The following is a 24,035-nucleotide window of genomic DNA, read 5'->3' on the forward strand; positions in this document are numbered from 1 at the left end:
CCGGTGCGGTCAGGGGATGTCCGTGCGGGATGCCGCGCCGGCTGCGGTGAGGATGCCGGCGGTCTCGACGTGGCCGCCATGCCGCGCCCAGTGCAACGGGGAGAGGCCGGTGCCCCGGTCCTCACGAAGGTCCGGGTCGGCGCCGTAGGCCAGCAGGACGCGCACCGCCTCCGCATGCCCCCAGGCCGCCGCCGCGCACAACGGTGTCCCCTCCGAGCCGAGCCCGCTGCTCTCGGTGTCGGGCGCGGCGCCGGCCGCCAGGAGCAGACCGGCGATCGCGGCCTCCCCGTTCACGGACGCCAGGTACAGAGGGGTGGTGCCGTCGCTGTCCGCTCCCTCGGGGTCGGCTCCGGCGCGCAGGGCTCGTTCCGCACGGGCGGTGTCACCCGAGAGGATCGCCGAGAAGAGGGATCGGGAGTGCTTCTTGCGCCGCCGCCGGTTCATGGAGAGCGAGGCTAACAACTCCGCTGCGGAGAAACCGAGTTGATTTCGGCATCACCGTGGTGACACCACGCCGGGACCGGCTGGCCGTGACACCGGGCCTGTGTTTCCATGCCGGGGTGGACACAGGGAGCTTCGGAACCGCTGAGGAGAGGCCGGACGTGCGGGTCCGGCCGAGGGGCGACGACGACGTCGAGGACTGCGTGAGCGTCCTCGCCGAGGTGCACCGGTGCGACGGATACCCGGTGAACTGGCCCGAGCGGCCTGGTGAGTGGCTGTCGCAGGCATCTCTCCTCGGGGCATGGGTCGCCGAACACCGAGGACGTACGGTCGGCCATGTCAGCCTCTCCCGCGGCGGCGACGGAGACCTCGCCCCCGGTCTGTGGAGCGAGCGCACCGGCACGGGAAGCGACCGGACCGCGGTGGTCAGCCGCCTGTTCGTCGCCCCATGGGCCAGGGGACACGGGATCGGCGCCCTCCTGATCGGCCGGGCGCTGGAGGAGGCGCGCCGTCATGGCCTGCATCCCGTGCTGGACGTCGTGGCGACCGACACCGCCGCCGCGGCCCTGTACGAACGGCTCGGGTGGGAACGGATGGCCACGGTCGAACAACAGTGGAGTCCCTCCCTGTCGGTGAAGATCCACTGCTATGCGGCAGCCCCGCAGTAAGCGGCGATCCCGTGAGTGCGGCCGCCGGCCGACACGCGGGCGTGCCGCCGCGGCGCCGGTAAACCGGATGCCCCGAAGCCCGGGGGTGGCTAGAGTCGCGGGCATGCTTCTTCTCCAGTTCTACGGCTGACGCGAGCGGGGCGGCGCCCCGGCCTCCGTTCCGCATGTCCAGGTGTGCGCTTCCGCGACCGAGCCCTTCTCGGACCGAGGACGCACGCCGGCGTGCCGTGTCCCGTTCCCGTAGAACCGAGACGAGTGAGCTTCTGTGTCTTCCCAGTCCCGTCGGCGTGCCCACATCGCGATGGTCGGCAGTCCGGCCGTCAGCCATGTCCTGCCGAGCATCGAGGTCATCCGTGAGCTGGTGGCCCGTGGTCACCGGGTGACGTACGCCAACGACCCCATGAGGGCCGACCTCATCACCGCCACCGGCGCCGAACTCGTGCCCTGTACCACCGTGTTGCCGGTGGCCGACAACAACTGGCCCGACGATCCCATCGCCGCCATGAGCCTCTTCCTCGACGACGCGGTCCAGGCGCTGCCCCAGTTGCGCGCCGCCTACACCGACGACCCGGCGGACCTCTACCTGTACGACATCGGCGCCTACGCGGCCCGCGCCCTGGCCGAGTCGCAGGACCGGACCGTCCTGCAGCTGTCCCCGACGTTCGTCGGATGGGACGGGTACGAGCAGGACGTGGCGACCCTGCTGTGGCAGATGCCCGGCGCCGACGCGTACCGGGCCAGGTTCGCCCGGTGGCTCGCCGGCTGCGGGGCGGTGACGACCGACATGAACGCGTTCGCCGCTCCCCCCGCCGGGTCCCTGGCCTTGATCACGCGGGCGATGCAGCCCCACGCCGACCGCGTCGACACCGGCAGGGTCACCTTCGTCGGCCCCTGCTTCGGCACGGGCGCCCCCACGGACGGCTGGAGTCGCCCCGCGGACGCGGAGAACGTCCTGCTGATCTCCCTGGGCTCCGCGTTCACCCGCCGGCCCGAGTTCTACCGCCAGTGCCTGGCCGCCTACGGCGATCTGCCCGGCTGGCACGTCGTCCTCCAGATCGGCAGGCACACCGACCCGCGGGAACTGGGCGACATCCCGGAGAACGTCGAGGTGCACTCCTGGGTTCCGCAACGGGCGATCCTGGAGCAGGCGGACGCCTTCGTCACCCACGCCGGCATGGGCGGCTGCGGTGAGGGTCTCTTCGCGGGCGTGCCGATGATCGCCGTACCCCAGGCGGCCGACCAGTTCATGAACGCCGACCGGCTCGTGGAACTGGGCGTGGCCCGCCGCGTCGACACCCCGCAGGCCACCGCCGACGTCCTGCGGTCCGCCCTGACGGACCTCGTCTCCGACGCCGAGATCGCCCGCCGCTCCGCGCATCTGCGCACCGCGGCACGGGCCGAAGGCGGCACCACCCGCGCCGCCGACCTCATCGAGGACATGCTGCCCTGATCCGGCCCCGGCCCGCCGGGGAGAGGGGTGCGGTGGGGCAACCCGTACAGCTCTTGCGGCGCGCGCAGGTCATGCCATGCGTGTACTTCCCGCACCGCATGCAGCTCGTGCCCCACCGCACCCCTATCCGCCCCGGCCCGTGGGAGGCCGCCCCGAGGGCCACTCGAAGTCCACCCGAGGCCCGACCGCGTCCACCCCCAGGGTGACCCAATCCGCATTCACTCGTTTGCAGGAACACCAGCTCCGAACGCCCCCGGTCCCGGAAGGCTCCCGCCCGATGGTCCTGTCCTCGCTCCGTCATCTCCCGCACGGTTCCGCCCGGCGCCTGCTGCAAGCCGAGCGCAGACTCGCCGAACGGTACGCCGATCTGGTGCGCCTGGCGTACCTCGTACTGCCCGCCTCCCTCGGCCGGCACCGCCGGGTCCTGCTGGCCCACTCCCTGGTGCAGCGGAGCCTGCCCGAGGCCGTGCCCACGGTGCCAGCACCCCGTTCGCCCGGAGCCACGGGCCGGGGCGGCGGCGGTCGCGGTACCGGCGTCGGCGCCGACCCGAGCCGGTCGGTGTGGGTGCCGGTGCTGCGCGGTGCCCTGGGCCTGTGCCGGCGGCCGCGACTGTGGCCGCCGGGAGCCCGGCCGCCCCGCCTCCTGCTGCCGCGGCTGCCCGTCGTCATCGGGTTACGGCTGTTCCCGCGCGTGGGCGGCGCCGAGGAGATCGTGCTGGGGCAGGCGCTGTCGGGGCTGTCCGCCCCGGCGCGGGCCGCGTTCGTCCTGCTGCGGGTGGAGTGCCTCACGGAGGACGAGACCCGCGCGGTGCTCACGGCGGCGGACGCGCCCGACGCGGAGGCGGCCGTCCGCGAGGCCGCCCGCCTCGACGCGGCCCTGGGTGCCACAGCCGCCGCGCTCCCCGCCTCCGACGAGTTCGACGCCTGCACGCTCCAGGCCCGCCCCACCGACCTCGTGCGCCGCCGGCGCCGGGTACGCCTGGCCGGCGCCGCGCTCGTGGTGGCCCTCACCGCGAGCGTGTCGGCGGTCGCCGGCAGTACGCACTCGGCACCGGACGCCGCCGGGCCCGACCGGGCGGACCGGCACGGGCCGCGGGCCGCGGACCTCGTACGGGTGGACCCCCGCATCTGGGCCGACACCTCACGCGTGGACTTCACGGCATGGCCGGCCCGCGGCGATCGGACCGGCGACCGCGCGCTGCTGGACCGCGCCCTGGCCGTCTGGGCCCGGCCGTCCTCCCGTACGCAGGTGACCCACGGCCCCGGCACCACCACCGAACCACCTTCACGCGCACCGCAGTTGCTCTACGCCGGTGTGCTGGACGGCCGTTCGTGGGTGGTCTTCCACGACGGCCAACGCCTCGCCCGCTACAGCGAGTCGGACTCCGGTGACACGCTGAGCGTGGCCCGTGTCGACGACGCCGACGTGACGACCGCCGCGGCGGTCGCGCTCGACACGCGTGACGGAACGGCGCGTTACCTGCTGGCGCCATGGGTCGCGGAGACCGCCACCCGAGACCTGGCACGGCCCGACTCTCCCGCCCGTCCGCTCGCGGTGTCCCGCGACGGGGTGACCGTGCCGGTCCCGCTGTTCGACGGTGGTGGGGAGGGCGCCGGCGGTGCGGCGAGCGGAGGCTGCGGCAGGCACCCGGTGCTCCAGTTCCGGTCGTCGTCCGCGATCGCCGAGCACCACGCCTTCCTGCTGGCGGGCCTCGGCGGCCTGACGCCCGTACACCTGACGTACACACCGCTGCCCGGCCACGGATCGCCCCCGGCGCGCCAGCCGCGCGAGGCGACCGGACCGGCGGCCCTGACGGCGTGGGCCCGGGTGGGCTGCGGCCTCGGCGGGCTGGCCGAAGGCGGGGTGAAGGCGGTCAACGCCTGGGACTTCGCCGAACAGGACCTGCCGGACGGCGGCGGCCACGCCGTGTGGACGTGTTCGCGGGCCGACACCTGGGAAGGGACCGGCGATGTGACCGTGGCCCTGCGCCTCTCCGGGGCCCGCCCCGGAGAACCGGCACGGACGGTGACCCGGGCGCGGTCCACCGCCGCGTGCAGCAGGTTCGGGCAGAACGTACTGGCCCGTACGCGCTGGCGGTCGCCGCAGGGGCGGTGGTACGTGCTCGCGGCGGGCAGCCGGGCCGTCACCGGACTCACCCTCACCGGTGACGTCGACGCCACCCGGCGCGGGCGCACCCTCGCCGTACGGGCGCCGGAGCACGCCGCGACGCGCGTCCGTGCCCGTCTGGTCTCCGGTGAGGAACTGGGGGAGGTCTCCGGGCGGCGGAGGTGAGTGTCCCTCGCGGGGTCAGTCGTCGTCCCGGTCCCTGACCACGACGAGGAAGGCGTCCGAGTGCAGGTCCATCACCACGGTCGCGGCGACGCCCTGCGCGCGGCGCGCGGCCGCGTACTCCTCCGCCGGCCACGAACCCCTGGGAGAGCCTGCGGGAAAACGCTCCAGTACCTTCTTGCTCATGGCGGCGGACACCTCCGGCATCTCGGTCGCGCGGACCCTGCGTCCCGCCTTCTCCGACTGCCCCCGCTCGGCGCGAACATGTCACCGACGGCGGCCCGCCCCGGCGGCCGGACGGTGATGTCACCCAAGGTCCGCCGCGGCCGGTCGATCCGGCTCTCCCCGAACAGCCGACGCCGGAGTGCCGGACCGGCCCGGCACGCCGTCGCTTTCCTAGGCTGGCAGGTGTCCCGATCCGTACACCGCACCCCTGAGCACGCGGCGACCCGGCAGCTCAGGCCCGACGCACCGGAGAACCCCTCATGAAGATCCACCTGTCCAGCGTCTTCGTCGACGACCAGGACAAGGCCCTGCGCTTCTACACCGATGTGCTGGGATTCGAGAAGAAGCACGATGTGCCGCTGGGCGTGGACCGGTGGCTGACCGTGGTCTCGCCGGAGGACCCCGACGGCACCGAGCTGCTGCTCGAACCCGCCGGTCATCCCGCCGTGCAGCCGTACAGGGCGGCCCTCGTCAAGGACGGCATCCCGGCCACGTCCTTCGCCGTGGAGGACGTACGGGCGGAGTACGACCGGCTGCGCGCCCTCGGCGTGCGCTTCGCCCAGGAACCGGTGGAGACGGGCGCGGTCACCACGGCGGTGCTGGACGACACCTGCGGCAACCTGATCCAGATCGTGCACAGCGCCTAGGGGGCGTCTCTCCGATCTTCGTGGGTCCGCGACGCCCGGCACGGCACCTCGCCGCACGGCCGAACCGCCCACGTACGCCCAGTACGAGGGCGGTCCGGCCGCACGCCGAGGCACCGCACCGGACGCCGCGGCCTGATCCACGAAGATCGAAGAGACGCCCCCTAGGTCGCGTCTCCCCGGACCGGGGCGGACGGGCGCGGTCCCGGCCACCGGGGAGCAGGTCCCGGCCACGGGGAGCTCGGCTCGGCCGCGGGGGAGCAGGTACCGGCCCCGGTCCCGCTGGGGGCGGGGGCGTGACACGTGGTGCGGGCGTGGTTCCCGAGGGCCGCGCCCGGATGGTAGACACAGCGGGATCACAGCTCCTGTCCGCCAGCAGGAAGGTTGCCGTTGCATGTCTGCGACACGACGTCAGATCATGGCCGGGGCGAGCGCGCTGGGCGCGGGCATCGCCTTCACCGGGGCGCTGTCCGAGCTCTTCGCGGGCACCGCCGCCGCACAGGACCTGGGCCACACCGGTTACGGGCCGCTCGTACCCGACCCGAAGGGCCTGCTCGACCTGCCGGAAGGCTTCCGCTACCACGTGCTGTCCCGGGAGGGGGACGAACTGCGTTCGGGGGAGGGCCTCGTGCCGTCCAACCACGACGGCATGGCCGCGTTCGCGGGCGGGGACGGCCGTACCCATCTCGTGCGCAACCACGAGAACCGTCCCACCGCGAAGATCCCGGTGCCCTCCGTCCCGGGCATCACCTACGACCCGGAGGGGCACGGCGGCTGCACCGCGCTCACGCTCGATTCCCGTGACCGCGTCCTGTCCGAGCGCGTCGCCATCGCGGGCACGGCCGTCAACTGCGCGGGCGGCCACACCCCGTGGGGGACGTGGCTGACCTGCGAGGAGACCGAGGACCGCGCGGGCACCAACGGCTACACCAAGGACCACGGCTTCATCTTCGAGGTCCACCCCACCGATCCGCACCGCACCGGCGCCGTGCCGCTGACCGCGATGGGCCGCTTCCAGCACGAGGCGATCGCGATCGACCCGGGGCGCGGCGTGGTCTACGAGACCGAGGACGCCTTCCTCAAGCCGTTCGGCCTGTTCTACCGCTTCCTGCCGAACAGGCCGCGGGGCGGCGTCGGTTCACTGCGCGCGGGCGGCCGTCTCCAGGCGATGCGGGTGCCGGGCGTACCGGACCTGTCGACCGTCCAGGAGACCGGTGCGGCCTTCGACGGCGTCGAGTGGGTGGACGTACCCGATCCGCTGGCCGCCGTCACGCCCACCCGGCTCCAGGACTACGGCCCGAAGGGCATCACCCACGCGCAGAAGCTGGAGGGCTGCTACTGGGGCGGCAGATGCGTGTACTTCGTGTCGTCGTTCGCCCGCAGCGCGGACGGCTCCGGGGCCGACCACTTCGGCCAGATCTGGCGCTACGACCCCGACCGGCGCCGTCTCACCCTCGTGATCGTCTTCGGACCCGGCACCGACGTGCAACTGCCCGGCGAGTCCCCGGACAACATCTGCCTCGCCCCCAGCGGCGGCCTGATGGTCTGCGAGGACGGCAACGGCGCCCAGCACGTCTTCGGCGTCACCCGGGGCGGCGAGGTCTACGCGATGGCGCGGGGCCGGCAGAACATCGGTACGCCCGAGCAGCCCGAGTGGGGCGAGTTCGCCGGGGTCACCTTCTCGCCCGGCGGCGGCACGATGTACGTCAACTGCTACACACCCGGCACGACCTTCGCGGTCACGGGACCCTGGCGCCGATAGAGGACCGCCGGTAACTCCGTTACCCGCGCACGCCCATGGGCGGCGTGCCCCGGTGTGTCGCCGGTGCACGCCGCCCTGAGGGCCGCGGGAGGTGAACCGCGTGGTCATGGCGGTTACTTCGGGTCCTGGCCGAACTTCGCGGCCGACCAGAAGTAGCCGAGCACGACCAGGACCACGCACCAGGCCACGGCGAGCCATCCGTTGTGACCGGTACCGGTACCGAGCAGCAGTCCGCGTAGGGTCTCGATCGCGGGCGTGAACGGCTGGTACTCGGCGATCGGACGGAACCAGCCCGGCATGGCGTCGATGGGCACGAACGTGCTGGACAGCAGCGGCAGCAGGATCAGCGGCATCGCGTTGTTGCCGGCGGCTTCGGCGTTCGGGCTGACCAGGCCCATGCCGACCGCGATCCAGGTGAGCGCCAGGGAGAACAGCACGAGCAGTCCGAACGCCGCCAGCCAGTCCAGCACACCGGCGCCGCTGGAGCGGAAGCCGAGGGCCACGGCGACGGCGCCGACGAGGACCACGCTCATGACCGACCGCAGCACACCTCCGACGACGTGTCCGACGAGCACCGAACCGCGGTGGATCGACATCGTGCGGAAGCGGGCCATGATGCCCTCGGTCATGTCGTTGCACACGGTGATCGCGGTGCCGATCACCGTGCTGCCGACGGTCATCAGCAGCAGACCCGGGACGATGAAGGCGAGGTAGGCCGAGCGGTCCGGCGCCCCGCCGCCGATTCCCGCGCTCATGGTGTCGCCGAAGATGTAGACGAAGAGCAGCAACAGCATGACCGGGGTGAGCAGCAGGTTCAGGGTGAGCGACGGGTAGCGCCGGGCGTGCAGGAGGTTGCGGCGCAGCATCGTCGCGCTGTCGCGCACGGCGAGGGAGAACCGGGCCGGGCGGGCCGGCGCGGAAGAGGCCGGACGGGCGGAGGTGACGGGGGAGTTCATCGGACAGCCTCCTTGGGCTGGTCGGGGATGCCGGCGCCGCCGGTCAGGGCGAAGAAGACGTCGTCGAGGTCGGGGGTGTGCACGGTCAGCTCGTCGGCCTCTACGCCGGCCGCGTCCAGCTGGTCCAGGACCGAGCGCAGCGCGCCCTGGCTGCCGTCGCTCGGGATGCGCAGGGTGAGGGAGTCGTCGTCCCGTGAAGCCGTGCCGAGCGCGGAGACGGCGTCCCGGTAGGCGTCCGGGCCGTTGAAGCGGAGCCGGACGTGTCCGCCGGGCACGATCCGCTTGAGCTCCTCCGCCGTGCCCTCGGCGACGAGCACGCCACCGTGGAGCACGGCGATCCGGTCGGCGAGTTCGTCCGCCTCCTCCAGGTACTGCGTGGTCAGGAACACGGTGACGCCGTCGGCCACGAGTTCGCGGACGATCTGCCACATCTGGTGACGTGACCGCGGATCGAGACCGGTGGTCGGCTCGTCCAGGAAGATGATCCGTGGACCGCCCACCAGCGTCATGGCGATGTCGAGGCGGCGTTTCATGCCGCCGGAGTAGGTGGACGCGGGCTTCGACGCGGCCTCGGTGAGGCCGAAGCGCTCCAGCAGTCCGGCGGCCACCCGCCGCCCCTCCGGTTTGGGCAGGTGGTGCAGGTCCGCCATGAGGAGCATGTTCTCCTCGCCGGTGATCAGGCCGTCGACGGCGGAGAACTGTCCGGTGACCCCGATCGAGGCGCGCAGCGCCTGCGGGTCGGTGGCGAGATCGTGGCCGCCGACGAGGATCCGTCCGCTGTCGGGGCCGGGGGATACGAGGGTGGAGAGGATCTTGACCACGGTGGTCTTGCCGGCCCCGTTCGGGCCGAGCAGGGAGAAGACGGTGCCTTCCGGTACGGCCAGGTCGATGCCGTCGAGGACGGTCTTGTCGCCGTAGGACTTGCGCAGTCCGTTCACCGCGATGGCCAGGTCGGTCACGACGGGTACTCCTTCATGCGGGATGCGGGATGCGGGATGCGGGATGCGGGGTTGTGCGGAGGTGCGGGAGTGCCGGGCTGTGCGGGGGATGCGGGGGCTCACAGGCTGCGGGCGGTGATGTCGCCGTAGGAGGTGGTCGCGCGGACGTTCAGGACGGCCGAACCCCCGGTGTTCACGAGCGCGTTGTGGATCCGGCCGTAGGAGGTGCCGGCGTCCAGGGAGGCGGAGACTCCGCGAGCCGCGCCGACCGTGATGTCGCCGTGCTCGGTGCGCAGCCCGATCGTTCCGCCCTCGGCCTCGGTGACACTGATGTCCCCCCGCTGCGTGCTGATCTCGGCCGGGCCGCCCAGACGGCCGACCGTGATGCCGCCGTCGAGCACGCTGAGCCGCACGGCGGCGGTCTCGTCGAGCTTGACCGTGGCCTGCGCGCCCTCGAAGACGACGTCACCGAGCCGTCCCACGCCGCGGAGTTCGGCCCAGGCCGCCTTCGCGTCGACCCGGGAGCCCGCGGGCAGCTGGACCGTCACCTCGACGGATCCGGACGGCCCGAGGATGCGGTTCCGCGCCGGTTCGGCCTCGATCCGCAGGACGCCGTCGCCGTAGGACACCGTGGTGCGTTCCGCCGCCTTCACGTCCCGGTTCCTGGACGCGTCGGCCGGCAGGACCGCGACCGTGGTGTCGGACCGGTCGGCGGCGATGAACCGGATGCGGCCCGCGGGGATGTCGAGGACGGCCGAGACCGGGGCCGGGGTGTCGAACTTCCGCGTCACGTTCTCGTTCTTCGCCATGGTGCGCTCCCTCGGTTTCTCGTTTCTGATGAAGGAAACGCTACGTTGCGTTCAAAGGTCTGGCAACAGGTTCGTTGCGTGCAACTGCGGTAAGTGCAGCTCGAGAAGCTCTTTTCATTGCAATGGTCTTGCGCCTAATGCAACAGTGGAGAGGTGTTCGTTGCAATGAAATGGAGGTGAACGCTATGCTGACGGCACCACGGGCCACGAAGGAGACCACGATGCCGGGAGGCAGGCTCACCGAGCAGGAGCGTCGCGAGATCGCGCTGGGGCTGGCCGACGGCCTCGCCTACGCGGAGATCGCCCGACGGCTCGACCGTCCGACCTCGACCGTCACGCGCGAGGTCCTGCGCAACGGCGGCCCCGACGCCTACCGCCCCGACGTCGCCCACCGCGCGACGGAACGCCGTGCGCGACGGCGCACGCCGGCCGGACCGCGGTCTGCGAAGCCCCTGCCGCAGGAGCACGGACGGGACGCGGAGGCGGTGCGCGCCTACGAGGAGAAGCTCGCCACCGTTCTCATGCAGACGGGCACGCCCAGGATGATGGCCCGGGTGCTGGCCTGCATCTCCATCACCGACGCGGGCAGTCTCACCGCGTCCGAACTCGTCGAGCGGCTCCAGGTCAGCCCGGCGTCCGTGTCCAAGGCGGTCGCGTACCTGGAGAGTCAGGGTCTGGTCCGACGGGAACGCGACGAACGGCGCCGCGAACGCTATGCCGTCGACAACGACGTCTGGTACGAGTCGACGATGGCCAGTGCCCAGGCCACCGCCCGCATAGTCGAGACCGCACGGCAGGGCGTCGCCGTCTACGGCCGGGACACGCCGGCGGGCACCCGCCTCGAGAACATCGCCCGGTTCGCCGACTTCGTCTCGGAGAACATCGCCCGCGCCGCCGGCCAGGCCCGCGCCATCCTCCATGAGGGCGCCGGCACGCCCGTGGACACCGCCGCCGCACCGGACCGAGACCGCTGACGGACGGTCACGCGCTGTCTGTGCGTACTCCCTTGACAGTGTGCATATCGTTTATCGATAGTATCGAAAAGCGATATGCACACTGCGATCTACGGGGGGAACCGTGGGTGTCAAGCACTGGTGGAACCGGACCGACAGCCGGTTACTGGAAGTACTTCTGGGCCTTGCCGTTCTCCTGGACGCGGTGTTCGGGGTGGTGCTCCCCGTCCTCGGAGTCACCGGCCTCATCGACCCCGTGGCGAACCGTGAGGTCGAGGTCGGGACCGTGTCCCGCCTGACAGGCACCGTGTCCGACCCGGCGGGCCACGGCATGACCCTCAACGGCACCCGCCGGGCCGAACTCGTCCTCGCCCATCCCGACCTGGGCCAGCGCGTGTTGCTCGTGCTGCCGGACGTCATCGGGAGCCTGTTCCTGCTCCTCGTCCTGATCCTGCTGTTCCAGATGGCCCGGACGCTGCGGGGCGGCGACGTCTTCGTGCCGAGGAACGCGCGGCGCCTGACCGTCATCGGGCTCACGGTGCTGGTGCAGGCCGTGCTCTCGCCCGTGCTGCCCACGCTCACCACGGCCCTGCTGGTGCGGAACACCGCAGTGGCCGAGCGCATCCCGTTCACCATCACCTTCAGCGGCGAGTACATCCTGCTCGCCCTGCTCCTCCTGGCCCTGAGCGAGGTCTTCCGGCGCGGTGCCAGGCTTCGTGCCGACACCGAGGGACTGGTCTGATGCCACCTGAGGAGGAGCACCGGGTCACCTCCCACCTGGACCGGCTGCTGGCGGAGCGCGGCATGACGCTGTCCGAGCTGGCGGCCCGGGTGGACGTGACGGTCGTCAACCTCTCGATCCTGAAGAACGACCGCGCGAAAGCGATCCGCTTCTCCACCCTCACCGCGATCTGCCGCGCGCTGAACTGCCAGCCCGGCGACCTGCTCAGCGTCCGCGAGGACTGACCCCGGCCACGGCGGGTCCGGCTCCCGGTGCCTCCGGGCCGAGGAAGCCGTCGGGGAACAGGTCACGCGTTCACGAGGCCGTTCTCGTTCTCCGCCGCGTACGCCTCCGCGAAGTCGGCGTGGACGTTCGCCCGTCCCCGATCCGCGGTGTGCGCAGGGCTGTTGGATGTCCCGGTCACGCTGGCCATCGGCGCAGCCTGGTGCTCACAGGATCCGCCGTCCGGGCCCCGCATAGGATGGCCGGCATGCGGCGCGAGGAGGTCCTCCGGGACGACGGCACGTGGCTGGGCCTGTCCCTGGACGTACGGCGACCCCGGCGGCCGGGCCTGTGCGTGTTCGGCGCCGGGCAGCGGCTGCTGGTCTCCCAGGACTCACACCCGGTGCTGCTCGCCGAGGTCGACGAGCACCTCGCCGGCGTGGACTTCTGGCGCACCGACGACTACCGCTCCTGCCTCCCGCCCCTGCGCGCCGACGCCGGACGTGCCCTCGCGGGCAGCCCGCGACGCTGGGCCCACCGCTTCGCGCACCACCTCGCCGAGTCGCCCGACAGCCCCTTGCACGAGGGGCGATGGCTGCTCACGCCCGAGAGTCCCCTCCCGCGCTGGCGCCCCGATGCCACCTCGCACGCGGAGTACTGGAGCTCGATGCTCGTCGAGGGGCATCCCGGCGGATACATCGACTGGTTCGTCCACTCCGTGTCGTGGGAGGTCTTTCCGCTGCGGCCCGTGCCCGGTCCGGACGACAGCCGGGTCAAGGCGTACCGCAAACAGGTCCGCGAAGGGAGCCTCCCGCCCGTCCTGTTGTGGTGGGTCAGCGGACTGGACTGCCACCTGATCCTGGACGGGCACGCCCGGCTCGCCGCGGCCATCGCCGAGTCCGTCGAGCCCCCTGTCCTTCGACTCGACCGCATCACACCGCGCGACGACCTCGCCGCGGGTGTGCACGCCGCCGTGGACTCCTACGAACGTGAACTGGCCCGCTTCGCCGCACTCCGCGCCGTCCACGGGCCCACCGTCCCGGACGGCGCCGCGACCGCCGGGCCGCGACTGGCCCGCAGCCTCCACGACCTCGCCACCAAGGCCCGGCCCACCTGGTCATGGCCGCTGCCCGGCGGCGAACCCGAGTGGCGCCGCATCGAGCGCGAAGTCACCGCCGGCCGCGCCTGGCCCCGTCTCTGAGCCCGGCACGCCCGCGCGCGAGCCGGCCGCCGCGACAGCATCGCCGACGGCTACGACAGCGCCGCCGGATGCCGCGCCCTGACCGGCGTGGAGTACCGTCGACGCCATGACGTTTCTCCCGGCATCGTCGACCACCGCCCCGTGAGGAGCTGGTGGACGTACCTGGAGGAGCGGACCCGGGAGGAGACCGACGCCGAAGTGCTCCGCGACCGCAGGATCTCGGCGGTCAGAACCGTATGGGAGGCCCTGCGCCCCCTGGGACTCGGCCTCCACGAGGCGGAGCGGGTGGTCCAGAGCCGGTACGACGCCCTCGGCGACCGGGTGCGGCGCACACCGCCCGATCCGCTGGACACCCCGTCCCTGGCCGCCCGCGCCGAGGCGCTCACCGGGCGCGTGACCGCGGTCGAGGCGCTGTGGGACGGCGACACCGTGCACGACTGGTTCGTACTGCTGCTCGTGCTCCTGGACGATCCGGAGGGCGAGGCCTGCGTGGCGACGGTCTACCGCGGGCCCGGCGGTTCACCTCCGGGACCCGCCGCGGCAGAGGCGGGCCGGGCGCTGGCCGCCCACCTCGGCGTGCCCTTCCACTTCGCCTCCCCGGACGTACCCGACGACGACGCGCCACGATGGCGCTCCGTCCGGCCGCGCCCGGTGTCCGCGCCCCGGGACGAGGTCGCCCGCGGGAAGCGGAGCCGGAACCGGCCGGGCACGGGGCGACCGCCCGCGTGAGCGGTGGCGCTTGGGCGGAATCCAGGACGGCGCCCCTCGCCTGCCTTCGACGCCGCCCCTCCGAAGGCAGGCGGGGGGCGCCGATCCCGTTCGAGGCTCAGTGGCCGACAGCGGTGACGTACCGGTGGAGCACCTCGTGTCCCCCGGCTGTGGGATGCAGACCGTCCGAGAGCAGTTCGGTCCTGCCGCGCAGCGGTTCCCACAGGTCGAGGAAGTCGACGTGGTTGACGGCGCACCAGGACCGCATGGTCTCCCGCAGGGCAGCCGTCCGGGCCAGGGTGAAGCGCAGCCCCTCGTGGTCGCCGGTGCGCGCCTCGTCGAGCCACGTGGGTCCCGCGACGACGAGTCGCGCGTTGTGGCGCCTGGCCGTACCCGCCAGTGAGGCGAGCCGGTCCGCGACCGCCGCCGGTCCGTCGCTGCGGGCCGGAGCCGCGACGAGCGGCTCGGCGCTGTCGTTGACGCCGGCGGCGACGAGCAGGGTGTCGGGCAGGCGGGGAGCCAGCAGCGCGGGCGTCTGCTCGCAGACGTCGGCCAGCGTGCTGCCGGGGACGGCCAGATTGAACACCCGGTGGTCCCTCTCGTTCGCCGCGATGTGGGCGGCCGCGAGGCGCGCCGTCCACCCGCCCGCGGGGTCGCAGCGGCCGTAGGCGATGCTGTCGCCCACGATCACGACCCGCGCCGCCGGGCGCAGCGGCTTCGCGTCCAGATAGGCCCAGGCGCTCTCCCCGGAGGACAGCAGCACGCGCCTGCGGGCGTAGTCGTCGACCTCGTAGCCGTCGGCCGCGGCGAGGTCCTCGTCGGTGAGGTGCAGGACGGCACCCTCGACCACGGCCCCGATCTCGCGCTTCAGCGTGAGGTGGACGTCCAGGCCGCTGGTGGCGATCACGGCCGGGTCGGTGATGGGCAGGGGCCTGGTCGTATGGCCGGCCAGCGCCGCCGGTGAGCGGGGAACGGTCCGACCGAACAGGGTCTTCTGCACCTGCTCGTCCAGCAGTGTGCCGAAGGAGAACAGCTTGTGGGAGCGGGAGTCGGTCACCTTGAGCGCCGCGGCCTTTCGTCATGGAACGGTCAGGCCACCCTAAACGCGCAGGTCAGAGGAGTGGTTACCAGGGCTGGTCCGGTGATGTGTCCTCATTCCCGTCCGCTTCGGCCCCGCCGGGCGGGGCCACCAGGACCAGCTGGGACACGCGGCTGTTGTCCCTGCTCCGCACGGTGACGCGGTACAGGCCCGGTTCGTCGGCCCGGACGGTCGCGGTGAGGCGGCGGTTGTGCAGCGACAGCCGCGCGGGCGGCAGTTCCGTGCCGTCCAGGCGCTCGACACGGCAGGTCACTCCCGACGGCGACGCAGGGCCGCGGATCGTCATGGTCCAGGGGGAGCCGGCCTCGGCGAGGTCGGGTGTGTCCAGGCCGCAGCCCGCACCGCCCATCGGGGGCCCGAGGTGCCGGTCGCCCCGGACCAGTTCCGCCAGTGCGTCCATGGCGAACGGATCGGCGGCGACGGCGCCGTGCTGGAGGGGCAGGGGAGTGGTGAAGGCGCCGAGGGCGGCCGACTCGGTGGACACCGTGCCGTCACCCTCGCAGTCGAAGGTGGCGAGCCGTCCGTCCGGGTGCCGGATGAAGGAGTCGTCGCTGTGGCGGCGCACCGTGTGGCAGTGGGCGTGGACGACACCGCCGTCGATCGACAGACTCTGCGTCGTCTCCTGGCGGACACCGACGACGGCGTGGTGGCCGGGCAGGGCGACGGCCTCACGCCGGACGGCGTCGTCGGCGGCGAGGCGCGCGAGATCCGGGTCTCCGCCGATCCCGGCGACGTCACCGGGCGTGAGGCGGCGTGCCGAAGCGCCCTCCAGCACGCAGGTGTACCGCGGAAGCAGGTCGTGCAGGCCGGGCATCGTCGCGCAGAGCCGCCGCAGTCTGCCGTGGGGGAGGGGTACGGGGGTACCGCGACCGCTGTTGAGGATGGAGACCGCCTTGACCGCTCCGTGGAAGGGCGTGCCCAGGGTGAGGACCGCCCGCGTGTCGCCGGCCAGATCCGAGTCGTGCACGGGATCGAGGGCGGCCTGGGTGACCAGCCCTCCCATCGAATGGGAGACGAACACCAGGCGCGCCGGCGTCTCGTCCCGGCGCAGCCGGCGGGCCGCGTCATGGGCGGGATGAGCCCGCCAGTCCATGAGGTGCTTTCGCGCGGCGGCGGCCAGAAGCCGGCCGTTGACCGCGACCGGGAGCCGCCAGTCGTAGGCGAACTCCAGGACGGCCGCGGGATCGGGCACGCACCGGCGCATCGCGGCACCCAGCGCGGTGTAGGGCTCGAAGCCCCTCAGGTGCGGCGTCCAGGCGGAGTGACGCAGCAGTCCGGTCGCTGTGACGCGTCCGAACCGCCCCGCGAGTTCGTCGTCGGTCATGCGCAGCGCCGCCAGCCCGTCGCGGCCGGTCCAGGCCCTGACCAGCCAGCGGGTACCGGACAGGCCCCAGAGCAGCCGGCCCGTGGCGGTGTCGCGCAGCGCGCTGCCCATGATGCCGGGCACGATGACGACGGCGTCCTGGGTGACGTTCCCGCTCACGGGTGACGCGTCGTCGGGATTGGCCGATCGGCCGGTCGCGTGGTTCATGGGCGTGAACAATAGGCGGCATGTTTCAAGAGGAAGGGGACAATGCGGAAGATCACTACCAGGCCGGTGCGCATGCGGTAATGGACGGCCCGCCGGCCGGTACCGGCGTCCTGGCGGTGATCGCCGTGGACGACCCCGGCACCCGGGGCTTCACCGAAGCCCTGGAACAGCAGTTGCGCGTCGTACGCGAATGGTGGGCGGACTCCCCGGACGGCTTCACCGAGCGCCGCGTCGAACCGCACGTCCGGTACGACATCGAACGCTTCCTCCACGAGCAGCGGTTGAGGGAGACCCCGCAACAGGTCCCCCTCGTCCTCTTCATCTCCTCGCACGGCGTACTGGGCACCTCCCAGCGCCACTTCCTGCGGCTGCCCGCCACCCGGGACACCCGGCTCCTCGCCACCGGCATGCCGACCAACGAGGCGGTCGTCGCCGCACTGGACTCCCACGCCCGGCACGTCCTCGTCATCCTCAACGCCTGTCACGCCCAGGGCATCGAAGCCGAACTGCACCAGTGGAGACGGGACCTGGACCTGGACCGGAGCCGCAGCATCAACGTCATCGCCACCACCGACACCGACTCGCAGGTCCGGGCGCTGGAGTTCGCCACCGTCCTGGACAAGGCGCATCAACGGCTGCGGGACGTCAGCGACATCACCCGGCCCCACCTCACCATCGACGAGTTCACCGACGCGCTGGAGCACGCGACCGACGAACTCAACGCCGAACTCGGACTCACCCACCCCGACGAGCGGCTACCCGGCCCCCAGACGGTGCTGAAGTCCAAACCGGGCAGGCAGTGGCTGCCCACGCTGCCCAACCCCGGCTTCCGGGCGCAGCGTTCACTGCTGCCGCCCGAGCGCGCCGAACTCGCCTTACCCGCCGGGGAACTGGACGCATGGCTCACGGAGGACGGCGGGAGGGACTCCCACTGGTACCTGAACGGCCGCTCGTCGGTGACGCTGAAGATGACCGAATTCCTGCACCGGCGCGCGGTCATCGTCATCGTCACGGGCGCCGCCGCCACCGGCAAGTCCGCCCTCCTCGCCCGTACCGTCACCCTGAGCGAGCCCGCGACGCGCGCCGACCCCTCCTACCGTCACGCGCTCGACTCCGCCCAGGACGGCCGCCTCCCGCCCGCCGGGGCCGTCGACGTGGCCGTGACGGCCCGCAACCGCGGCTCCGTGAGCCTCCTCGAAGCGATCGCCACCCGTCTGCCCGGACCGCCCCCACCTCCCCCCACGGCCGGCGGCGACCCGGTGCGCCACTGGCAGGACATCCTCGCCGCGGCGCTGCGCGTCCCCGACGAACGACCCCTCACGGTGGTGATCGACGCCTTCGACGAGGCCGTCGACCCCGCCGCCTGCCTCCGCGACGTCCTCCAGCCCCTGGTCGCCGCCTCCCGCGGTCGCCACCGCAAGGACCCGTCCGACGTCCTCATCCCCACGCAGACCACCTCCGCGGGTCCGCCGGCCGCGGCGGGGCGTCCGCTGCGCCTCGTCCTGGCCGTGCGCAGCAGCACCCCCCGCTCCACGCAGGCGCAGGCCGCCGACGGCACGACCGAATCCGGGCCGCTCGGGCAGCTGCGCGCCGCCTTTCCGGCCGCCGAACTCGTGCGCACCGACGACGACGCCGCCAAGGAGATCCCGGCATACGTCCAGGCCCTGCTCGGAGCCGCGCCCTGGGCCCGCGAACAGCCCCGACTGCGCGAGGAGGCGGCCCGAGCCGTCGCCGGACTGGTGGGCCGCTCCTTCCTCGACGCCCGCCTCGCCGCACAGCGGCTCATCGAGGAGGGTCCCGGGCAACTGGACAATCCGTTCTGGAGGACCCGGGCCGCCGCCGGCACGCTCGCTCTGTTCCAGGAAGACCTCAAGCAGGCCGACCCCTCCGGCCCCCGGACCGCCACCGCACTCGCCCTGCTGCGCGCCACCGCGTTCGCGCTCGGCCAGGGGCTGCCCTGGGCGGCGGTCTGGCCCGCCGCCGCCCAGGCATTGGCCGGCCGCGCGATCCCCGACGCCGATTCACACATCACGAGACTTCTGAACGGCCGCCTCGCCGGGTATCTCACACACGACATCGAGGACGACCGCAGGGTGTACCGGCCGGCTCACGAACAACTGGTCTGGCTGCTGCGCCGCTGGCCGACCGAGGGGGACGAGGCAGTGAGCCAGCCCGAACGCGACGCATTACCCGATGCCGCCGACCGGCAGGCGCACAAGGCCATCACCGCGGCCCTCGCCCCGCTGGCCGGACGCGACGCCGGCAAGCAACCGCACCCCTACCTCGCCCGCCACCTGGCCCGGCACGCCGCGCTCGGAGGCGTCCTCGACGACGAGCACCTGCCGCCCAGCCTGCTGCCCTGGGTCGCCGGCGATGCCGTACGAGGGCTGCTGCGGCTGCCCCACCCGGACCTCGGCAACCGCTGGTGGCTGCACGCCTGGGCCGCCATCGAGCCCTACATCCAGCACGCCGACCTCCCCTCGCGCTGTTCGAGCCTCCATCTCGCGCACACCGCCATGCGGTTCCCCGGTCTGCCCGCGACGGCCGTGCCGGAGGACAGCGCCCGCCTGGACGGTTCACAGCTCCGGGTGCTCTGGTCGCGGTGGACGCCTCCCGCCAACGTCCTCGCCACCGTCAAACAGCGCTTCCTGGCCATGACGGCACTGAGCGACGGCACGCGCCAACTGATCGCCCTGGGAAGCGAGACGGGCTTGGTCGACCTGCTCGACGCGACCACCGGCGCCGTGCTCGGCGACCGCATCCGTGCCCACGACGGCGCGGTGCGCTGCCTGCGCCTGGTCTCCGACGGCGAACGCACCGTCCTCGTCTCCGGCAGCACCGACGGAACCGTCCGCGTCTGGGACGCCACCGGCCGCATGCTGCTCCATCACTTCGTCCACCCCCACACCTGGACCGCCGCGCTGACCGCCTTCCGGTCGGTCTCCGGCGTGCTCACCGTCATCGCCGTCGACGGCCGCGGCAAGGTCACCGCCTGGGAGGACCACCAGGGCGGCCACGAGGACGACCACGAGGACGACCACGAGGGCGAGCGCCCGCGCGACCACCTGGGCGAGCGCCGGCACGGCCATCGGGACGGCCGTCAGGGCGAGTGCCGGAGCGAGCGGAAGCTCACCGAACTTCGGCCGCATCCCGCCGAACCCTCGGCCTTCGCCGCGCTCGTCAGCCGTACGCGCGAGGGCCGCGACGTCCTCGTCTGCGCCGGCGATACCCTCACCGTGCGCTGCACCGCCACCGGCCACATCCTCGCCGAACACCCCCTGGGCGCCGCCGTGCGGACCCTGGCCGGCACCACCGTCCCCGGCCAGATCGTCGCCGGCCACCACGACGGCACCCTCACCTTCTGGACCCTGCCCGCCGCCGCCGGCGACCCCGTCCCCGCCGCCGACCACGCCATCACCGCCCTCGCCGGTCTGAGTTGCGACGGCGTACACCTCGTCGCCGTCGGCCGCGGCAGCACCATCGACCTGTGGAACCCCGCCACGCGCACCAGGGCCGGATCGCTGACCGGCCACGCCGACACGGTCACCGCCCTGCACCCCGTCACCGGCACCCCCGGCGCCGTCCTCATCTCCTGCTCCAACGACAACACCGTCCGCACCTGGACCGACGGTGACGTACGCGGCGCGCTGAAGGGTGCCGTCCCGGCCCCCGCCGCACGCGCGGCCGCCGCCACGGGCACCGGGGCGGCCGACCTGCGGCTCGCCGTCGGCTACCCCGGCGTCGTCCAGATCTGGAACCCGCACACCGGCACCAGCGAGGACAGCATGACCCTGCCCTCCGGACAGGCCGTCACCGCCCTCACCTGGTACGAGCACGACGGCGGACGGCACGTGCTGTGGGCGGCCGGCGACTGCGTCATCCGCGCCTGGCGGCCGCTCGTCCCGGACGCGGCCCGTCCCGCCGTCCCCGCTCTCAGCGGCCACCGGCGGCCGGTCCACACCCTCGCCACCTGTTTCGACGGAACACGCCGGCTCCTGGTCAGCGCCGGCGAGGATCACACCGTCCGCCTCTGGGACCTCTCCACCGGCGCCCCGCTGAGGACCTGGCCGCACGAGTACAGCGTCCGCGCCGTCACCGCGTGCACCGACCCCTCGGGACAGGTGTGGATCGCCTCCGGCAGCGCCGACGGCACCGTCCGCCTCTGGTCCCCCGGCGAAGACCGGCCCAGCCACGCGTTCCGCTGCGACCAGGGCGTCGTCACCGCGCTCGCCGTCGACCCCCGCACCCCTGACGGGCCGCAGCTGATCACCGCGGGGGACGACACCCTGCGGGTGTGGAACCTGCTCCGGCGCACCGCCGTCACCGGCCACCTGCGCGGGCACACCGACGTCATCGACGCCGTCACCGCGTGGACCGGCCCGCACCCCCGCCCCCGGGCCCACCTCGCCAGCGCCTCCCGCGACGGAACCGTCCGCGTCTGGGACACGGTGACCGGGCGGTGCGTCCTGCAACTCGCCGTGGGGAACCGCGTCCACACCCTGACCGCGCACCCGGGCACGGAGCCCGCCGTCACCACACTCACGCTCACCGGTGACGCCGGAGTCGCCGTCGTGGAGGTCCACCTCGACGGGTGGTGAACACGCGAGTCCCGTGCGGGGGAGGTCCACCTCGACGGGTGGTCTGCATGCGAGCCCCGTGCGCGGGGAAGCGGCTCCGGTGGCGCGCGGTGGACCGCCGAGGGGGCGAGCAGGGCTCGCCGGGTGGTGCGCAAGACGACACGCGCCCCCCTGAACGCCCACACGCGCCCTACGTCCTATGTCGGTTCACACCACAGGGGACCAGCACATCCCCAAGAATGATCGTTCGGCATCGGCTCACCGGAGAAGAGCCCTGCCGCGGCAGGCGCACACCGTCCCAGGGCCGGCGCACCTGTCCGTACATCCCATACAGCCCGGGCATGCTCCACACCACAGCACGCTGCCCGGCCACACGGCGGGCACCTTCCTCACGCGCCCGCCCCTAAGGAGCGGCGCATGTCCCAGGAGACGTACCCACAGGTGCGCCTTGTCCCGGCCCCCGAACGCGGAGTCTGGCACCTGGGCAAAGCGAAGGATCCCGTCAGGTACAACCAGATCGCGGCCGTCGACGCCGACCGGTCCAGCGGCAACCGGTGGAGCCTGGTGAGCGGCGGAACCCTCTACTGCGCCTCCGAGTTCGAGGGCTGCTTCGCCGAGGCGCTGGCCCCTTTCCGGGTCTCGAGCGAAATGCGCGAGGTCATCGAGGACGACTGGCCCGAGCCCTCCTACATGCCGCCCGGACACCTGCCCCGGGACTGGCGTACCCGCCACACCCTGGTACGGCTCATGCCCGACAAGGACGCCCGCTTCCTCGACGTCGACGACGAGGACACCCTCCGCAGCATCCACCACCGCCTCCGCCCCACGCTCGCCGAACTCGACATCGCGAGGCTCACCCACGAGCACATCCAGGGCTCCGACCGCCGGGTCACCCGCGCCATCGCCGCGTGGGCCGTCGACCAGTGCGACAGTGCGCGGCGTCCGCTCATCAGCGGCATCGTCTACCGCTCGCGCTTTGCGGCACGCGAATGCTGGGCCGTCTTCGAACCCACCCCGCTGACGGAGGTCGAGTCCCAGCCCATCTGGCCGGAAATGGAAGGGCTTCGCACGGTCGCCAAGGAGTACGGACTCACCATCCGCTGACTCCGCCCGGACCCCCTTAAAAACCCGTCGGGTCAGCCCCGAAAAACGCGTAGCCCAAACGAACGAACAACAGGACCCCACCCGAGGCCGAACCGCCGTGCCGGAACAGGGAAACCGCACGTCACCCATCGAAGTGCCGTTTTCCGAGCGGTGATTGCGGGCGATGACCGTTATGGCGCATTGACGCGAATCGCTGGAGAAGCGGGTGGGATATGGCTACCGTGACGGTACGCGAAACAGGAAGGGATCAGTGTGGACCCCACCCTCGGCGGCTCATCACCCGCACGTCCAGGCCCACGTCTGCCGGCCTCCCGAGGCCGTACGACGACTGCCCCCACGACGACCGGCCACGCACCGGCTGCCCCCGCGACGACCGGCCGCGCACCGGCTGCCCCCGCGACGACAGACCGCGCGTCGACTGCTCTCGCCGCGGCCGGCCGCGCGCCGCATCCTCCGTGTCCCCGGGAGGATCCGGCCGGATTCCCCCGAGGCATGGCGGCACGACCGCACTGAACCGGGAATTCCCGCCGACGTGACGGTGTGCCGCACCGAAGCGTGGATTCCCGCGAGGCCGGGCGGCGCGTCCGCACCGAACCGCCCATGCCGCAGCTCCTGTTGGCGGCGGCCCGACCGCCGTACACGCGCAGCCGCCCCACCTTTCCGATACGGCCCCGCGCGACCACTCCGAACACGACCGATCCGCTCGAGACCACCCGCTGTCTGACCGACGACCGAGCATCCCCGGCCGGCGCCCGTCACGACACAAGGGAGACAACCATGACGTCCACCGCCGAACCGACCACGACAAGAAGCGACGAAGCCGCCGTCAAAGCGCACCTGACCACCGTGCGCATGTCCATCGCCGACATCGCCAGGTTCCTCCAGGACAACCTCGGCCAGCGGCTGACGGCGCGTATCACCAACCTCAGTGATCACCGTCAGGTCGGCAAGTGGGCGTCAGGAGAGAACACACCGAGGCCCGAGGCCGAGCAACGGCTGCGCGCGGCCCTCCAGGTCTTCCAGCTCATCCAGGACGCGGAGAGCCTCTACACCGCCCGCGCCTGGCTGATCGGCATGAACCCCCAACTCGACGACGAGGCCCCGCTCAGCGTGATCGCCGAGGGCCGCCACCGTGACGTCATGGCGGCCGCCCGCGCCTACGTCGACGGCACCTGACCTCCGGCCGGATCAGGCGGAAGCGGTGGCCGTGGGCACGGAGACCGGCTCCCACCGGAACACCGTCCACCACTGGACGTCCCTCACCGAGGCCTCAGCGACGCCTTGAGAGCGACGTCTGACCCGTCACAGCACCTCTCGCACGAGTGCCCTGGCCACGGGCTCGCCCGTGCGCCGCGCATGGGTCAGGCGTTCGCGTACCTCGCGGAGCGTGCGGGGCCGGTACCCGGGGCCGCAGCAGCAGCCCATGTGGAAGCCCACACCGGCGTTCACCAGCACCGTGAGCGTCCGCCAGGCCGCGGTGTCCCGGCGCCGAGGCGCGGCGAACGCCGTACCCACGTGCGTCAGGGGCTGCGCACAGCGCGGGCAGATCCGTTGCCGCTCAGGGCCGTAGGGCTGCTTGTACGAGACCCGGCAGGGCAGGCAGATGTACGACGTCTTGGCAGGGGGCATTTCAGCAGCCTAAGAACTCCTAACGAAATACGTGTTGGGGAACGGTAGGCTCGGCGGCCATGAGTCAGAGCGGTTCTCAAGCGGCGGCGTTCTTCCGAGACGTCCGC

At 72.6% G+C, this 24,035-nt stretch carries 22 protein-coding genes; 13 read left to right on the top strand and 9 right to left on the bottom strand.

All coding sequences use genetic code 11. The features are described from left to right. Positions 1–9 precede the first annotated feature (9 nt). Positions 10–444 (bottom strand): ankyrin repeat domain-containing protein, encoded by a 435-nt coding sequence (locus ACIPRD_RS10065; RefSeq protein WP_401561777.1) that lies wholly within the window; start codon positions 442–444, stop codon positions 10–12. 158 nt (positions 445–602) lie between these two features. Between ACIPRD_RS10065 and ACIPRD_RS10070 the strand changes: the two genes are divergently transcribed. From ACIPRD_RS10070 to ACIPRD_RS10080, 3 genes are all read left to right on the top strand, one after another. After that, complete coding sequence (locus ACIPRD_RS10070) at positions 603–1,109, top strand: GNAT family N-acetyltransferase (RefSeq protein WP_401561780.1); 507 nt, start codon at positions 603–605, stop codon at positions 1,107–1,109. A 301-nt stretch (positions 1,110–1,410) separates the two neighbouring features. After that, the gene (locus ACIPRD_RS10075) at positions 1,411–2,559 is read left to right on the top strand and encodes a macrolide family glycosyltransferase (protein WP_401561939.1); all 1,149 of its coding nucleotides are present in this window, start codon (positions 1,411–1,413) and stop codon (positions 2,557–2,559) included. Between the two features lie 277 nt (positions 2,560–2,836). Continuing rightward, positions 2,837–4,852, top strand: a complete 2,016-nt coding sequence (locus tag ACIPRD_RS10080; protein ID WP_401561783.1) for a hypothetical protein — start codon at positions 2,837–2,839, stop codon at positions 4,850–4,852. A gap of 15 nt (positions 4,853–4,867) precedes the next feature. Here ACIPRD_RS10080 and ACIPRD_RS10085 read toward each other — a convergent pair whose 3' ends face one another. Next, positions 4,868–5,056 (bottom strand): hypothetical protein, encoded by a 189-nt coding sequence (locus tag ACIPRD_RS10085; RefSeq protein WP_401561786.1) that lies wholly within the window; start codon positions 5,054–5,056, stop codon positions 4,868–4,870. A 278-nt stretch (positions 5,057–5,334) separates the two neighbouring features. On the opposite strand from ACIPRD_RS10085, the gene ACIPRD_RS10090 reads away from it, so the two are divergent. Together ACIPRD_RS10090 and ACIPRD_RS10095 are read left to right on the top strand one after the other, a co-directional pair. Continuing rightward, the gene (locus ACIPRD_RS10090; RefSeq protein WP_401561788.1) at positions 5,335–5,721 is read left to right on the top strand and encodes a VOC family protein; all 387 of its coding nucleotides are present in this window, start codon (positions 5,335–5,337) and stop codon (positions 5,719–5,721) included. Between the two features lie 391 nt (positions 5,722–6,112). Beyond that, a complete protein-coding gene (locus ACIPRD_RS10095) occupies positions 6,113–7,480 on the top strand; it encodes an alkaline phosphatase PhoX (protein WP_356411146.1) in 1,368 nt (455 codons plus the stop codon). 113 nt (positions 7,481–7,593) lie between these two features. Here ACIPRD_RS10095 and ACIPRD_RS10100 read toward each other — a convergent pair whose 3' ends face one another. The 3 genes from ACIPRD_RS10100 to ACIPRD_RS10110 form a co-directional block, all read right to left on the bottom strand. Then, complete coding sequence (locus tag ACIPRD_RS10100) at positions 7,594–8,346, bottom strand: ABC transporter permease (protein ID WP_401561942.1); 753 nt, start codon at positions 8,344–8,346, stop codon at positions 7,594–7,596. Between the two features lie 86 nt (positions 8,347–8,432). Then, on the bottom strand, positions 8,433–9,395 hold the full coding sequence (locus ACIPRD_RS10105) for an ATP-binding cassette domain-containing protein (RefSeq protein WP_356411149.1): 963 nt from the start codon (positions 9,393–9,395) through the stop codon (positions 8,433–8,435). Between the two features lie 98 nt (positions 9,396–9,493). Further along, positions 9,494–10,183 (bottom strand): DUF4097 family beta strand repeat-containing protein, encoded by a 690-nt coding sequence (locus tag ACIPRD_RS10110; RefSeq protein ID WP_401561793.1) that lies wholly within the window; start codon positions 10,181–10,183, stop codon positions 9,494–9,496. Positions 10,184–10,404: 221 nt separating this feature from the next. On the opposite strand from ACIPRD_RS10110, the gene ACIPRD_RS10115 reads away from it, so the two are divergent. The 3 genes from ACIPRD_RS10115 (at position 10,405) to ACIPRD_RS10125 (ending at position 12,102) form a co-directional block, all read left to right on the top strand. Continuing rightward, a complete protein-coding gene (locus tag ACIPRD_RS10115; RefSeq protein ID WP_401561945.1) occupies positions 10,405–11,157 on the top strand; it encodes a MarR family transcriptional regulator in 753 nt (250 codons plus the stop codon). A 103-nt stretch (positions 11,158–11,260) separates the two neighbouring features. Next, entirely contained in the window at positions 11,261–11,878 is a 618-nt protein-coding gene (locus ACIPRD_RS10120; RefSeq protein ID WP_401561796.1) for a DUF2975 domain-containing protein, read from the top strand. Next, the gene (locus ACIPRD_RS10125) at positions 11,878–12,102 is read left to right on the top strand and encodes a helix-turn-helix transcriptional regulator (RefSeq protein ID WP_356411158.1); all 225 of its coding nucleotides are present in this window, start codon (positions 11,878–11,880) and stop codon (positions 12,100–12,102) included. Before ACIPRD_RS10120 ends, ACIPRD_RS10125 begins: the two co-directional genes overlap by 1 nt. Before the next feature lie 62 nt (positions 12,103–12,164). Here ACIPRD_RS10125 and ACIPRD_RS10130 read toward each other — a convergent pair whose 3' ends face one another. After that, on the bottom strand, positions 12,165–12,290 hold the full coding sequence (locus ACIPRD_RS10130; protein ID WP_401561799.1) for a hypothetical protein: 126 nt from the start codon (positions 12,288–12,290) through the stop codon (positions 12,165–12,167). A 57-nt stretch (positions 12,291–12,347) separates the two neighbouring features. Here ACIPRD_RS10130 and ACIPRD_RS10135 point away from each other — a divergent pair, with 57 nt between their 5' ends. Together ACIPRD_RS10135 and ACIPRD_RS10140 are read left to right on the top strand one after the other, a co-directional pair. Further along, positions 12,348–13,280 (top strand): hypothetical protein, encoded by a 933-nt coding sequence (locus ACIPRD_RS10135; RefSeq protein WP_401561802.1) that lies wholly within the window; start codon positions 12,348–12,350, stop codon positions 13,278–13,280. Between the two features lie 87 nt (positions 13,281–13,367). Next, on the top strand, positions 13,368–14,009 hold the full coding sequence (locus tag ACIPRD_RS10140; protein ID WP_401561804.1) for a hypothetical protein: 642 nt from the start codon (positions 13,368–13,370) through the stop codon (positions 14,007–14,009). 97 nt (positions 14,010–14,106) lie between these two features. On the opposite strand, the gene ACIPRD_RS10145 is transcribed toward ACIPRD_RS10140, so the two are convergent. Both ACIPRD_RS10145 and ACIPRD_RS10150 read right to left on the bottom strand, forming a co-directional pair. Further along, positions 14,107–15,045 carry a GDSL-type esterase/lipase family protein gene (locus ACIPRD_RS10145; RefSeq protein ID WP_401561807.1) on the bottom strand — a complete coding sequence of 313 codons (939 nt, stop codon included), beginning with the start codon at positions 15,043–15,045 and terminating at the stop codon, positions 14,107–14,109. Positions 15,046–15,112: 67 nt separating this feature from the next. Then, positions 15,113–16,618, bottom strand: a complete 1,506-nt coding sequence (locus tag ACIPRD_RS10150; RefSeq protein WP_401561809.1) for a hypothetical protein — start codon at positions 16,616–16,618, stop codon at positions 15,113–15,115. A gap of 80 nt (positions 16,619–16,698) precedes the next feature. Between ACIPRD_RS10150 and ACIPRD_RS10155 the strand changes: the two genes are divergently transcribed. From ACIPRD_RS10155 to ACIPRD_RS10165, 3 genes are all read left to right on the top strand, one after another. Next, entirely contained in the window at positions 16,699–21,216 is a 4,518-nt protein-coding gene (locus tag ACIPRD_RS10155; RefSeq protein ID WP_401561812.1) for a hypothetical protein, read from the top strand. A gap of 396 nt (positions 21,217–21,612) precedes the next feature. Beyond that, a complete protein-coding gene (locus tag ACIPRD_RS10160) occupies positions 21,613–22,299 on the top strand; it encodes an RES family NAD+ phosphorylase (protein ID WP_356411179.1) in 687 nt (228 codons plus the stop codon). A gap of 777 nt (positions 22,300–23,076) precedes the next feature. Beyond that, complete coding sequence (locus ACIPRD_RS10165) at positions 23,077–23,475, top strand: XRE family transcriptional regulator (protein ID WP_356411181.1); 399 nt, start codon at positions 23,077–23,079, stop codon at positions 23,473–23,475. Positions 23,476–23,601: 126 nt separating this feature from the next. Here the strand turns inward: ACIPRD_RS10165 and ACIPRD_RS10170 are convergent, their stop codons facing one another. Continuing rightward, positions 23,602–23,928, bottom strand: a complete 327-nt coding sequence (locus tag ACIPRD_RS10170) for a deoxyxylulose-5-phosphate synthase (RefSeq protein WP_401561815.1) — start codon at positions 23,926–23,928, stop codon at positions 23,602–23,604. Positions 23,929–24,035: the final 107 nt, after the last annotated feature.

It is taken from the genome of Streptomyces sp. NPDC090108 (assembly GCF_044747185.1).
GTDB lineage: Bacteria > Actinomycetota > Actinomycetes > Streptomycetales > Streptomycetaceae > Streptomyces.

Excerpts from the sequence above, each read along its gene's own strand:
- ACIPRD_RS10065 (WP_401561777.1), bottom strand. The coding sequence starts at position 444 with ATGAACCGGCGGCGGCGCAAGAAGCACTCCCGATCCCTCTTCTCGGCG.
- ACIPRD_RS10075 (WP_401561939.1), top strand. The coding sequence starts at position 1,411 with ATGGTCGGCAGTCCGGCCGTCAGCCATGTCCTGCCGAGCATCGAGGTC.
- ACIPRD_RS10080 (WP_401561783.1), top strand. The coding sequence starts at position 2,837 with ATGGTCCTGTCCTCGCTCCGTCATCTCCCGCACGGTTCCGCCCGGCGC.
- ACIPRD_RS10085 (WP_401561786.1), bottom strand. The coding sequence starts at position 5,056 with ATGCCGGAGGTGTCCGCCGCCATGAGCAAGAAGGTACTGGAGCGTTTT.
- ACIPRD_RS10090 (WP_401561788.1), top strand. The coding sequence starts at position 5,335 with ATGAAGATCCACCTGTCCAGCGTCTTCGTCGACGACCAGGACAAGGCC.
- ACIPRD_RS10095 (WP_356411146.1), top strand. The coding sequence starts at position 6,113 with ATGTCTGCGACACGACGTCAGATCATGGCCGGGGCGAGCGCGCTGGGC.
- ACIPRD_RS10100 (WP_401561942.1), bottom strand. The coding sequence starts at position 8,346 with ATGCTGCGCCGCAACCTCCTGCACGCCCGGCGCTACCCGTCGCTCACC.
- ACIPRD_RS10110 (WP_401561793.1), bottom strand. The coding sequence starts at position 10,183 with ATGGCGAAGAACGAGAACGTGACGCGGAAGTTCGACACCCCGGCCCCG.
- ACIPRD_RS10115 (WP_401561945.1), top strand. The coding sequence starts at position 10,405 with ATGCCGGGAGGCAGGCTCACCGAGCAGGAGCGTCGCGAGATCGCGCTG.
- ACIPRD_RS10125 (WP_356411158.1), top strand. The coding sequence starts at position 11,878 with ATGCCACCTGAGGAGGAGCACCGGGTCACCTCCCACCTGGACCGGCTG.
- ACIPRD_RS10130 (WP_401561799.1), bottom strand. The coding sequence starts at position 12,290 with ATGGCCAGCGTGACCGGGACATCCAACAGCCCTGCGCACACCGCGGAT.
- ACIPRD_RS10135 (WP_401561802.1), top strand. The coding sequence starts at position 12,348 with ATGCGGCGCGAGGAGGTCCTCCGGGACGACGGCACGTGGCTGGGCCTG.
- ACIPRD_RS10150 (WP_401561809.1), bottom strand. The coding sequence starts at position 16,618 with ATGAACCACGCGACCGGCCGATCGGCCAATCCCGACGACGCGTCACCC.
- ACIPRD_RS10155 (WP_401561812.1), top strand. The coding sequence starts at position 16,699 with ATGGACGGCCCGCCGGCCGGTACCGGCGTCCTGGCGGTGATCGCCGTG.
- ACIPRD_RS10160 (WP_356411179.1), top strand. The coding sequence starts at position 21,613 with ATGTCCCAGGAGACGTACCCACAGGTGCGCCTTGTCCCGGCCCCCGAA.
- ACIPRD_RS10165 (WP_356411181.1), top strand. The coding sequence starts at position 23,077 with ATGACGTCCACCGCCGAACCGACCACGACAAGAAGCGACGAAGCCGCC.
- ACIPRD_RS10170 (WP_401561815.1), bottom strand. The coding sequence starts at position 23,928 with ATGCCCCCTGCCAAGACGTCGTACATCTGCCTGCCCTGCCGGGTCTCG.